The 12,475-nt window shown below is 44.3% G+C and carries 12 protein-coding genes; 1 reads left to right on the top strand and 11 read right to left on the bottom strand.

Annotation, left to right across the window (positions count from 1 at the left end):
* Positions 1–14: 14 nt before the first annotated feature.
* From ABVF09_RS17810 to nikB, 10 genes are all read right to left on the bottom strand, one after another.
* Positions 15–893, bottom strand: a complete 879-nt coding sequence (locus tag ABVF09_RS17810) for an aldo/keto reductase (protein WP_371069767.1) — start codon at positions 891–893, stop codon at positions 15–17.
* A 102-nt stretch (positions 894–995) separates the two neighbouring features.
* Positions 996–1,787, bottom strand: a complete 792-nt coding sequence (locus ABVF09_RS17805; RefSeq protein ID WP_026571016.1) for an SDR family oxidoreductase — start codon at positions 1,785–1,787, stop codon at positions 996–998.
* Between the two features lie 685 nt (positions 1,788–2,472).
* Complete coding sequence (locus ABVF09_RS17800; protein WP_026772236.1) at positions 2,473–3,003, bottom strand: chromate transporter; 531 nt, start codon at positions 3,001–3,003, stop codon at positions 2,473–2,475.
* Positions 3,004–3,591 (bottom strand): chromate transporter, encoded by a 588-nt coding sequence (locus ABVF09_RS17795; protein ID WP_037329382.1) that lies wholly within the window; start codon positions 3,589–3,591, stop codon positions 3,004–3,006. It abuts the gene before it with no gap.
* A 33-nt stretch (positions 3,592–3,624) separates the two neighbouring features.
* On the bottom strand, positions 3,625–5,238 hold the full coding sequence (locus ABVF09_RS17790) for a gamma-glutamyltransferase family protein (protein ID WP_371069766.1): 1,614 nt from the start codon (positions 5,236–5,238) through the stop codon (positions 3,625–3,627).
* 115 nt (positions 5,239–5,353) lie between these two features.
* A complete protein-coding gene (locus ABVF09_RS17785; protein WP_153463131.1) occupies positions 5,354–6,331 on the bottom strand; it encodes an ABC transporter ATP-binding protein in 978 nt (325 codons plus the stop codon).
* Positions 6,300–7,295 (bottom strand): ABC transporter ATP-binding protein, encoded by a 996-nt coding sequence (locus tag ABVF09_RS17780; RefSeq protein WP_371069765.1) that lies wholly within the window; start codon positions 7,293–7,295, stop codon positions 6,300–6,302. The genes ABVF09_RS17785 and ABVF09_RS17780 overlap by 32 nt, the downstream gene beginning before the upstream one ends.
* Positions 7,296–7,303: 8 nt before the next feature.
* Positions 7,304–8,836: a glutathione ABC transporter substrate-binding protein gene (locus ABVF09_RS17775; protein ID WP_371069764.1), complete on the bottom strand. Its 1,533-nt coding sequence runs from the start codon at positions 8,834–8,836 to the stop codon at positions 7,304–7,306.
* Between the two features lie 22 nt (positions 8,837–8,858).
* Complete coding sequence (locus tag ABVF09_RS17770; protein ID WP_371069790.1) at positions 8,859–9,701, bottom strand: ABC transporter permease; 843 nt, start codon at positions 9,699–9,701, stop codon at positions 8,859–8,861.
* A 71-nt stretch (positions 9,702–9,772) separates the two neighbouring features.
* Complete coding sequence (nikB, locus tag ABVF09_RS17765; RefSeq protein WP_153463122.1) at positions 9,773–10,714, bottom strand: nickel ABC transporter permease; 942 nt, start codon at positions 10,712–10,714, stop codon at positions 9,773–9,775.
* 304 nt (positions 10,715–11,018) lie between these two features.
* On the opposite strand from nikB, the gene ABVF09_RS17760 reads away from it, so the two are divergent.
* Complete coding sequence (locus tag ABVF09_RS17760) at positions 11,019–11,474, top strand: Lrp/AsnC family transcriptional regulator (protein ID WP_153463119.1); 456 nt, start codon at positions 11,019–11,021, stop codon at positions 11,472–11,474.
* A gap of 177 nt (positions 11,475–11,651) precedes the next feature.
* On the opposite strand, the gene ABVF09_RS17755 is transcribed toward ABVF09_RS17760, so the two are convergent.
* Positions 11,652–12,107 carry an IDEAL domain-containing protein gene (locus ABVF09_RS17755; protein WP_026571018.1) on the bottom strand — a complete coding sequence of 152 codons (456 nt, stop codon included), beginning with the start codon at positions 12,105–12,107 and terminating at the stop codon, positions 11,652–11,654.
* Between the last annotated feature and the right edge of the window lie 368 nt (positions 12,108–12,475).

Genomic DNA, 12,475 nt, shown 5'->3' with positions numbered 1-12,475 from the left:
GACAATTAATTCGTTCATGCGCTATATACTGCTGCCGCACGTTGGAGGAGCCATTCATCCACTTCTTCTTCCAATACATTCAAGTATTGGTTGAATTCTGCCAGCCCTGCAGTTTCAATAAGGACAGTATTGATTGCTTTGTTGTGAAAGAGAAAATGCAGGGCAAGACGTTGCAACAGTTCCCGATCTCCTTCCAACATATCCAGTAATTCCTGAAACTTGGTATCGTCCGTTGCGTTGCTAGAATTGGCAGCAAGCAGCCCATTTGCCAGACCGTTCCGGATGAACACACCGATTCCTTTTTCATTGGCCAGTTTGATACTACTTTCATTGATCTGGTTGATTAAGTTGTACTCTATCTGGATGGCATCAAACGTGTTTGTCAATATAAATTCCTCACCGAGGAGGTTGTCGAGACAAGCACCCAAAAACGCTACTTTGCCCTCATCCTGAACGGCTCTCATCGCCCGCAGTATTTCTCCTTTTTCGATTAGATGGCCGGGAACAGCTGCATAATCAAAGAACAAGATATCAATCGTTTCCGCAGGAAATTGATCAAGAAGTTTATCGATAGAATCTTTAATCGTCTGGAAGGAAGTAATGTCCTCTTCTCTCAAAGAAAGCGAAGTTAAATCACAGGTCAAACAGACGATAATGTCTTCCTTTTGATAGGGTAAAAGTGTACGGAAGTGTTCGATGAATCCGGCGCTTGCGGCCTCGACGACGTTCATTCCTTTATCAAGCATGGCTTCCACTATGCTGTATTCCGTCTTTTTTGCAGGCACGTTCGCTTCCATTGCTTGCACAGCCTCTGGGATAAACCGGACACCGAAAAAAGTGGGGCTTGCATCCATTTTGGTGATAAACCGTCGCTGCAAAGCTTTTTCCGCCATGTAAAGAAGCCTCCTTCCGACTGCAAAAACATATTATACGTTTCATTTATGTCCTATTTTTCCTATCTTATTACTTCGATACACATCGATCCCTGTCATTGTTCATAGCGCCTTCACCAGGCCACCATCCACAAGCAAGGATTGGCCGGTAATATACGTGTTGGCTCCAGACGCCAGAAACACCACCGTTTTTGCAAACTCCTCCGGTTCTCCCAGGCGGTTTAAAGGGATTTGCTTGTCCGCCTCTGCTTTCACTTGTTCCAAACTAACACCCTTGCTTTCTGCTGCCTTTTTATTTAATTCTACGATCCTGCCTGTCTCGATTCTTCCCGGGCCGACGGTATTGATTAATATATTGTCGGACGCAAGCTCCTGGGAAAGGCTTTTGGCGAGTCCGACGATTCCTGGCCGCATCGTGTTGGAAAGAATAAGGTTGTCCAAGCTGGCTTTGATCGAGGAAGAAGCGATATTGACGATTCGTCCACTTTGCTGTTTTTTCATAAAAGGGACCACCTCCCGGATGGTTCGGATAAAACTTAAAAGATTTAGTTCAAAAGCGTGCTGCCAATCCTCATCAGAAAAATCGAGAAAGTTTCCGGATGGAGGACCTCCTGCATTGTTTATCAGAATATCGATAGTGTCAGTCCGTGCAGCTGCCTGTTCGACCATATTCCTTATGTCTGAGGGATTGGTCATGTCACAGACAACATAGGCGACCTTGTCATTGTTTGTTTTCCCTTTGATCTCTTCAACGGTGGCTTGCAGTTCCCGCTCATTCCGGCTGGAAATCAGAACATTTGCCCCTTCATAAGCCAATTGAAGTGCTGTCGCTTTTCCAAGTCCCTTGCTGGAAGCAGTCACGACAGCTGTTTTTCCTGTTAACTGAAGATCCACGCTATCCTCTCCTTATCATCTGGTTTGTTTGTTAGCTTATACCTTTCCCTTTCATTCAGCAATCAAAGTGTTTATCTATAGATAGGGGGAATTGCGAGACCAGCGAAAAATTCCTTTTTATTTAAAGTTGCTGTCAACGTTAGTTGTCGAGCCTACGTATTGCTTGTCGGTGAATGCTTGCCGCGGTAACGGCCTCAGTTAACTTGATCAGGAAGGTCACTTGACAAAGGGGATCCTCGGCTCGCACAGTTCCGGCAGGCGTCGTCACCACCGATTGCTTATCGCCGATTCAACAGAGGTCAACCTGAAAAGAGTGATTTTCTTATATCCAACAATGAATATCACTCTTTTTTCTTCTCCAATGAAAGGAGTACATAAAAGGGAGGGGGGATGATGCTAGACCGTCAATTATCGATGAATGGAAGTCAGTACGAATGGGTTAAGAGTATGAATGGAATAAAAACTCCGCACATCCCCCTTTTCTTAATTCCATCTATCCTAGTACTTCAGGTTTTCAGTGGCCGTCGAATTGCCTGCTGATATTTCATTAACTAGGACATAATCCTAACTTCCCACGTCAATTGAGTGGAAGCTAAATTGACCCCTCCGCCTTTCCAGGGCAGCTGGGTGCATTTCCGGCAATGGGCGGAACAACAACGTTTGTGTTATATCACCAGTTAATTTTCTATCCCATGAAAACAGCTCCATAAGCCAAGGCACCCATAATGACAAAGGCTGGGTGCACTTTCCATTTTTCCAGCAATAAAAAACTGGCCACTATCAGAAAGATTGTTTGCCAAATACCGGCGTCCTGATATGAATTATGAAAAAAGCTGAAAGCCATGATACCGAGCAGGACTGCTATCGTTGGACGAATCAGTGCGGTCATTTTTTTGACACGCGGAGAATCTTTGAACTTATTCAAAATGCTAAGCAGCACAATCATTAAAAGGAGAGAGGGGGCCACCGTGGCAAAGACACCGACTACCGAGCCGAGTATGCCGCCCTGCTGATAACCGATATAGCCGGCCATTTTGGTCGCAATCGGGCCGGGAAGGGCATTCGCCATCGCCAGCATCTCACTGAAGTCGCTGACAGACATCCAATGGTAGCGGTCGACAACCTCGTTTTCCACCAATGGTATCGATGCCGGCCCGCCTCCATACCCGACGATTCCCGGTATAAAAAATGCCAAGAATATTTTCCAGTAAATCATTTACGATTGTCCTTTCTGGTGATTGACAGATTCAGGGTTTTGCTTCTTTTGCTCTTGCTTCATAGGGCCGAAGAGGGCATAAAGCAACAAACCGGCAATCAACAAACCCGGATGCATTCCGGCCCATTCCATCAAAAGCAAGGAGGAAACCGCAAGTGCGGCCGTCACCACCCATCCTAGTCCACCTTTTGCTTTTTTCAAAAAGTCATAAGTGAGCACCGCAAGCATTACGCCGACCACAGGTACTACGGCGGAAGTCATTCCTTGCACCCAGGGGCGGTTGCTCATCGATGCCAAGAAAGTGAGCAAAACAATCATGAAGACGATCGTCGGAAGAATGGTTGCCAATACAGCATTGATCATGCCAATAAGCCCGGAGACCCGATAACCGATGTAACCGGCCATTTTGGTTGCAATCGGCCCCGGCAGGGAATTGCCAAGTGCCAGAACGCTGGCAAACTCTTCATGATCCATCCACTTATATTTATCGACTACTTCCTTTTGCACCAGCGGAATTGATGCCGGTCCTCCGCCATATCCAAATATGCCGACCCGGAAAAAAGCTAAAAATAGGTGCCATTGTGTCATTTGCTGTCCCTCCGAATTCATTCATGCTGCCAATCAAAATACTGCGATGGAACCATCGGTCCGTGATTCGGTCCCACCATAAAGCGTACCTGTCTCCGGGTCCCGCCAAATCGCCTGTCCACGGCCGAATGCCCCTTTTTCCAACTCAATCTGGATATGGTGACCCTTTCTGGCCAATCCCTCGGCAATAGGAGTAGGGAAATGCGGTTCGACAATGATTTTTTTTCCTTCTATCCATTGCCATCGAGGTGCATCCAAAGCAGCCTGAGGGTTCAAGTGAAAATCAACCGTGTTCATAATCACCTGCAGATGCCCTTGCGGCTGCATATAACCGCCCATGACCCCAAAAGGTCCGACTGCCTGTCCATCTTTGGTTAAAAATCCAGGGATGATGGTATGATAGGTTCTTTTACCACCTGCAAGCGCGTTTTCATGTGCTGAATCCAGCGAGAAATCATGCCCCCTGTTTTGCAGTGCGATTCCCGTTCCCGGAACGACCAGTCCGGAACCAAAGCCCATGTAATTGCTTTGAATGAAAGAAACCATATTTCCTTCCTGATCCGCCGTTGCCAAGTAAACCGTTCCGCCTTTGGGAGGATTTCCCGGTTCAGGAGTCAATGCTTGCTCGCCGATCAAAGCACGACGCTGCTCGGCATATGTTGCTGACAGTAAGTCTTCCACCGGATGAGTCATGTGCTCTTTTTCTGTGATATATTGTTTGCCGTCTTTAAAAGCGAGTTTCATCGCTTCCAATTGTTTATGATATGTATCGACCGATTCCTTTTCATCAAAAGTATAGCCTGTTAACGTGTTCAAAGCCATCAATGCGATCAATCCCTGTCCGTTAGGTGGTATTTCCCAAACATCGTAGCCACGATATCGAACGGAAATGGGATTGACCCATTCCGGCTTGTATCCTTCCAAATCCGATTTTTCAAGAAAACCTTGTCCGGATTGAGAAAAAGCAGCGATTTTATCTGCCAGCTCCCCCCGATAAAACGATTCTGCATTGGTACTGGCGATAGACCTAAGCGTAGCCGCGTGTCCCGGCGACTTCCATACCTCTCCGATTTCCGGAGGTCTTCCATCAGGGGCGAATGTTTCAAACCAATGCTTGAATTCTTCATCTGTAAGTACTTGTTTGAACTTATTATATGCAGACTTCCAAAACTTCCCCAAAACCGGAGAAATGGGATAACCGTCTGCCGCGTAATCAATTGCCGGCTGCAGTACCTCTGTCAAGGATAACTTACCAAATCGCTCCGAAAGCGCAGCCCAAGCCGCTGGTACCCCCGGTACTGTCACAGGAAGCCAGCCGAACTTCGGCATGCTGGCATAACCTCTTTCTTTCACCTTTTCTATCGAAATTTTCCCGGGGGCAGGACCGCTGCTGTTCAATCCATGTAGTTTGCCTTTTGTCCAGACCAGGGCAAACGCGTCGCCTCCAATACCGTTAGAAGTAGGCTCGACTACCGTCAATGCTGCTGCAGTGGCAATGGCAGCATCGATGGCATTTCCTCCTTTTTTCAGCATTTCCAAACCTGCTTGTGAAGCAAGCGGCTGGGATGTCGCAACCATTCCCCGATTTGCCACGGCTGTCATCCGTTGAGACGGATAAGGATAATTCAAATAGTCGAATGCTTTCATTGAAAAACTCCTTCCCAAATACATAGAAAATTGGCAAACCGCCTGGCGATTCAAGCGGCGGCCTGTTACTAGATGCGTTTAAATATCATTACCATCGAGTACAACCATTGCTCTGTTACACTTCATGACAAGCCACAAAATGGCCCTGCTCTATCTCACGCCATTCCGGTCGTACCTTGGCACATTTTTCCGTTGCCAAAGGACAGCGTGTATGGAACGGGCAGCCTTGTGGATAGTCCGCCGGATTGGGCAGTTCGCCTTTTAGCCTAATCCGCTCCTTTTTCCTTCCAGGTATGGGGCGCGGAATCGCGGATAACAAAGCCCGTGTATAGGGATGGAGCGGATTGCCATATAGTTGATCAGAACTTGCCAATTCTGCTGTTGCACCAAGGTACATGACCATCACCCGGTCACAAACATGACGAACAACACCTAAATCATGGGATATAAACAAATAGGTTAACTGATGCGATTGCTGCAATCTTTTCAACAATTTAATTATTTGTGCTTGCACCGACACATCCAATGCAGATACGGCTTCGTCGCAGACAATAAGGGATGGGTTGAGCGCTATCGCTCTGGCAATTCCAATCCGTTGCCGCTGTCCACCGCTGAATTCATGCGGATATCGCTCATAATATTCTTCTTTCAAGCCAACCTCCACTAGTAATTCCCTTACACGCTGCTGACGTTCTTGTTTAGGCAATTCCGTATGGATAATAAACGCTTCTTCCAAGGCATCCCCTACACGCTGCCTCGGGTTTAGAGAAGCATAAGGATCCTGAAAAATCATTTGCATTTCTTTTTTAAACTTTTTTAACTGACGGTAAGACAAGCCGCCTACTTCTTGACCTCGAAATTTTATTGTCCCTGCCGTCAGTGGTTCAAGTCCTAAAACCGTTCGACCAAATGTGGATTTTCCACAACCAGATTCACCTACAACGCCGAGTGTTTCTCCCTCATAGACATCAATGCTTACATTTTCGACGGCCTGCACATTTCCTGTCGTTCGTTTTAAAATCCCACTTTTTATGGGAAAGTACTTTTTAACATTTTTCACTTCAAGAAGAGGTTGCTGCTTTGTCATGGACATTCACCTCCTGAAGCCAGCACTTGGACTGATGGGTTTCCCTTACATCAAAAATAGGCGACGCCTCTCTTTTACAACGTTCTGTCGCCAATGGGCAACGTGGATGAAAACGACAGCCCTGGATTTTTTCATTCAAGTTGGGCAAAGAACCGGGAATAGATTCCAGTGTATGATATTCATCATCTACATTCGGCACAGAAGCAAGTAAACCCTTCGTATAAGGATGTTGTGGGTTGTTAAAGATCTCTTTCACTTCTCCTATTTCCACTACTTCTCCAGCATACATTACCATTACTCGGTCAGCGATTTCTGCGACAACCCCCATATCATGCGTGACAAAAACGACACCCATATCCATCTTTCTTTTGAGATCATCTATTAAGTCAAGAATTTGTGCTTGAATCGTTACATCCAGTGCAGTGGTCGGTTCATCAGCAATCAGCAGGGAGGGATTACAGGCAAGGGCAATAGCAATCATCACGCGTTGTCGCATTCCGCCGCTTAGTTCATGAGGGAATTGCTTCAGTCTCTTTTTCTGGTCTGGAATTCCGACTTGTTCCAACAATTCTACTGCTTTGTCAGTCGCCTGCCGTTTGGACATATGCTGATGAAGTATAAGCGGTTCCCGCAGCTGATAGCCAATCGTGAACACAGGGTTCAATGCCGTCATTGGTTCTTGAAAAATCATCGACATCTTATTCCCACGAAGCTGCCTTAACTCTTCCTCTTTTTTCCCCGTTAACTCTTCATCTTGAAAAGTGATTGACCCTTCTGCGATTTCTCCATTAGAAGGAAGCAGGCCCATAATCGATAAAGAAGTGATGCTCTTTCCACACCCGGACTCTCCGACAATACACAGGGTCTCCCCTTTTTCGACGGAAAAGGATATCCCACGGACTGCCGAAAGTTTTCCTTCAGCAGTCCTGAACTGGGTAACCAGATTATCGACTTGCAACAATTTGTCCATCTTCCACCCTACTCTCTTGTAACGTTATAAAGCTTCCATTCACCCGTCGGATCTAATTCCAAACCTTTGACACTTTTGTCATACGCTGCTGAAACCACATCATGGTTCATTGGAACCCATACGGCATCTTCCATCGCAATTTTATTTGCTTCCTGCAGTTTTTTCTGTCGGGCTTCCTGGTCCACAAGCGTCCTGGACTCATCTACCAATGCATCAAACTCCTTATTGCTGTATCTCATACGATTGGAAGAGCCAATATTATCGGAATGAAGGTTAGGGTATAGCAGTTCACTCCCATCAGCAGTGCTATTCGTCCAGCCCATAAAGGTCATTTCAAAATTCCCTTCCGAAGTCGTATCAAGGAAAGTTCCCCATTCCATTGACTCGATCTCTGCATCGATACCTACTTCTGTCAATTGAGATTGAACAATTTCAGCCATTTTCATGTAGCTTCCCGAGTTGGAAGCAAGCAGTGTGACTTTTTGGCTAGCAAACCCGTTTTCTTCTATTATTTGCTTTGCTTTTTCAACATCATATGGATATCCAGCATCCTTGGCACTCTCATCAAATCCGAATACTTTGGGACCGATGATACTATCGTTTTTCACTCCCAAACCATTCAACTGATCAACATATGCCTGCCGGTCGACCGCGTATGCCACTGCTTTACGGAATTCGGGATTATTGAATGGTTCTTTCTCCATGTTAAAACCTAGATAGTACACAGGCGTACCAGGCTTGGTCTGTACTTCGACGTCACTCATGGATTCTATGCGGGATAAATGCTCTGCCGGGATTTTGTCTAGGAATTGAACCTCTCCTGTTTCGAGCATCGAAACGGCAGTTGAGTATTCCGGTACTACTTTCAATGTGACGGTTTCCAAGCTAGGTTCACCTTGCCAGTAATCTTCATTTTTCTTCAAGGTAATGTGATCACCCTCTGCCCACTCTTCGAAGGCAAAAGGGCCAGTGCCGACTGGCTCACTGTTAATATCGCCTTCTTTATCAGCCGTCGGACTTACGATGGAAGCATTGGTATGAGACAAGGCAGCCAATAATGGACCGTACGGTTCCGATGTTTTTATTACTACCGTGTACTCGTCCTTTATTTCGACAGATTCTACTGGAGCCAGTAAGGAAGCACGAGGGGCAGCCCGATTTTCATCCATAAATTGGTCAAAAGTGTATTTGACAGCCTCTGCATTGAAATCTGTTCCATCCTGAAACTTAATGCCCTCCTTCAGTTTGATTTCCCATGAGTTTTCGTCAGGAGTTTCATATGACTCGGCAAGAAGCGGTTCTATTTCCATCGTTTCCGGATCCCGGGTAAACAACGTTTCGTAAACCTGGGCGATAACATTTGAAGAAACAGAATCATTAGTATCGATTGGTGATAAACCGACTGCATCAGATGTGGTCGCGTAAGTCAATTCCTGAGGTACATTGCTGGCACCTGCACTGTCGCTGTCCGAAGAACTACTGCATCCTGCTGCGAAAGCCAAAAGAAAAACTAGCAAATAAAACATGATTTTTTTTCTCATAATATAATTCCTCCCCTGTTTTTTAGTTGTTAAAATCCATATTAGGATCCAGTGCATCTCGTAAACCATCGCCGACAACGTTAAAAGCAAATACGACTAACATAATCGCAATACCAGGAACAATCGTCATGTGAGGAGACGACCACATAAAATCTTGCCCTGCCGCAATCATCGCTCCCCATTCTGATGTCGGCGGCTGAGCACCGAGCCCCAAAAAACTTAATGCTGATGTAGAGAGGATAGAAGTGGCCATTCGCATTGTAGCGAAGACAATAATTGGAGCCGTACAATTGGGTAGGATATGCTTTAGAATTATCCGTATGTCACTTGCACCCATTGATTTCATAGCCAGTACATATTCTTGTTTTTTTACGGATAAAACACTTCCTCGGACAATTCTGGCACACCCTGGTATCGACCAAATACTGATCGCAATCACTACATTGATCAGATTTGTTCCCAACATGGCAATAATCAGCATTGCCAGTAAAATACCAGGGAAAGCAAAGAGTAAATCAACAATCCGCATGATAATCCCATCTAGTTTTTTGTAATAGCCTGCCAGAAGGCCAAGTACTATGCCGCCAGCAAGGCCAATAACCACAGAAGTAACTCCGACCAATAGGGAAACCCTCGCACCGTAGACCAACCGGGACCACATGTCCCTTCCATAGTTGTCGGTTCCCAGCCAGTGACCTTCTGAACCGACCCCTAACTCTGCATCGGACAGATTTTGCTCGATTGGTGTATAACTGACAATCCACGGTGCAGTTATGGCCATCATTATTTGAAGCAAAATAACTATTAAACCAAACACGGCCAGTTTGTTTTTCAGCAGTTTTCGGATGGTCTGTACGATTTTCATTTCCCTTTTTTTATGTTTTCTGTCGACATCTGTATGAAGGGCTTCAGAAGCCATATTCTTTCACCTTCTCTCTAGTCATAACTGATTCTTGGATCGATCAATGCATAAATAATATCGACAATTAAATTAACAAGGACAAACAGAGCTGCTACCAGCAAAACCGTGGCTTGTACAACAGGAAAGTCTCTTGCTGCAATAGCATCGATCATTAACCGTCCCACACCGTTAATGGCGAAAACTTGCTCTGTAATGATCGTACCGCCGAGCAATGCACCAAAGTTAACACCTATTACGGTAATGACAGGTATCATGGCATTCCGCAATGCATGAATCCATATTAGACCACGCTGCCGAACACCTTTTGCCTTGGCAGTACGGATATAATCAGCACGAATCACTTCGAGCATGGCAGACCTGCTCATTCGGGCAATCATAGCAGCGGAGCCCGTTCCAAGAGTAATGGCCGGCAAAATCAATTGTTTTATCCCTTCCAGTGTATAAAAGGGAGCGTTCAGTCCTCCGACCGGCAGCCATTGCAAAGTAACAGAGAATAATAAAATCAGCATTGTCCCCAACCAGAAGTTTGGAATGGATATTCCGGCAAGAGCAAATGTAGTACTGGAAACATCGAACCAGGAATTTTGTTTGACAGCTGAAATGATACCAGCTGTGACGCCGATGATGATGGCCACAATCATACTTGCGATAGCAAGATTCAATGTGTTTGGAAAGCGGGTAACAATGGCATCGGCAACAGATTGGTTCGTCTGAAAGGAATATCCTAAATCCCCATGTAAAACTCCCGACAAGTAATCAAGATATTGGACAAGCACAGGTTCATTTAGACCTAAACTTTCTCGTATCGCCTCCAAATCAGATGCACTGGCTGTCGGTCCACCAATGATTGATGCCGGATCTCCTGGAGCGATATGCATACTCATAAATACTAAAAAAGAGATACCGATGAGCAATAGAATTAGCTGAAAAAAGCGACGGACAATCAGGCTAACCATTCAACCTCCTCCTCCCTAGGAAACTTTATTTCAGGTAAGCATTTTTACACAATACTACACCTAAATTAATGTAACCTTCTTTTTTCCTGTCGTTTGTTAATCTTTTTTAATCTTTTAGTTAACAAACGATTCAATTATAGTTTTTGATTATATATGAATATTTCGAAAAAATAAACAATTTTACGCAAAAAAATTATGAAAATTCAAATAGTTACTATTTTCTGATATCAGATTGAGTTTTAGAATAATCTTTAGTACAATTCCCTCTATATAGGACGAAAGTATAAGAAATAGGGGGATGGCGATGGATAAACATTTGGATAAAATAGATAAACAGATTCTTGAACTTCTGATCGAGGATGGTAGAATCTCCTATACTGATATTGGTAAGCAGCTGAATTTATCAAGAGTTTCTGTCCGCTCGCGGGTTAATCAATTAATTGAAGAAGGGATAATTGAAAAGTTTTCATGTGTTGTAAATAGTGAAAAAGTAGGAAAAAACGTCTCTGCTTTTTTTGACGTGGATTGTGATCCAAGTAATCTGGTAGAAGTAGCAGAAAACCTTGCAAACAACCCATGTGTAGCAAGTTGTTATCAAATGACCGGTCCTAGTACACTGCACATGCACGTACTAGTCGATGATTTTACTCAACTCGAGTCATTTATCAATAATGAACTATATGCTTTAAAGGGAATTTCACGTGTGGATAGTCAGATTTTATTACGCCGTTTCAAAAGTCGAAGTGGATTGAAGTTATAATAAAACAGGTCAGGTGATAAGGGGAGTGATGGGAGAGGTTAAGTTACTATACAGATGCACTCCTTTGTAAAAGGAAACTTTTTCACATAAAAAAAGCCAATTTACCCTCTACAGGTTAAATGGCCTTTTTTTATTAGAGCCTATTTTGAAGCAATGGTTGAATACTGAAATCATCAGTCAGGACTGGCCTTGGCCGTACTCTTTATTAAGCATGCCCGAAAGTTTTTTGAACCTCGCTTGATCACCTGCTTCAAGTGCCTTATCGATCAAACGTTTCAGATTTTCTTTTTCAAGCTGCTCAATAACCGTTTCGGCTTCATCCAAAATTGTCGGCGAGTTGGTTAAGTAAGGATGGATAATGGTATTTAGTTGTGTAATAAAGTCCTTCAATCTGATTAAATCGGAAAGTGGCAGGCGATTATATTCCTTCCCTTTTTGGAAGACGAATACGTCATCTTGATTCTCTACTTGGCGTGTTTCCCGGTTGACGATAATTTCACGTGATTCAAGCGGGACAAACTGATAAACCTTATCGTCCAGCAGGAGCGAAAAATATTGGTAAGCAAGTACCACCCTGATACAATCACGCTCTTCTTTAATGTAATATGGTTTGAATCGTTTAACAGACAGCATACCTACACCCCCTTGATTTGTGGACCCTTGGCTGCAACATGATGTATTTAAGATAGTGTATGATAGCAGCAGAAAAAAAGTGAAACGTAAAGTTTCGAATCATTCTTATATAATGATTATTAACCATCATATCACATTATGATAACGCTTTCATCAGTTTTTCACCAAACCCTTTTCGGGGTCAGTCCCCCACCCTTCTAACATGCGATCGCTTTACCACACTACCAGGGTGGGGGACTGACCCATTGGCATTGCATCAATGGGTCACCCTCCCTTATTAGTTAAAATTTTACATTGTGGTCTTGATGTAAGATAAAAAAAGAGAATCCGGTCTTAAAGTAGACCTAGTTCCCATTATTTTACATGTA

The sequence above is a fragment of the Sediminibacillus sp. JSM 1682029 genome (genome assembly GCF_041366435.1).
Taxonomy (GTDB): Bacteria; Bacillota; Bacilli; order Bacillales; family Amphibacillaceae; genus Sediminibacillus; species Sediminibacillus terrae.
Note: the sequence above shows the minus strand (reverse complement) of the source record. Positions and strands in the feature narration are given on the sequence as shown.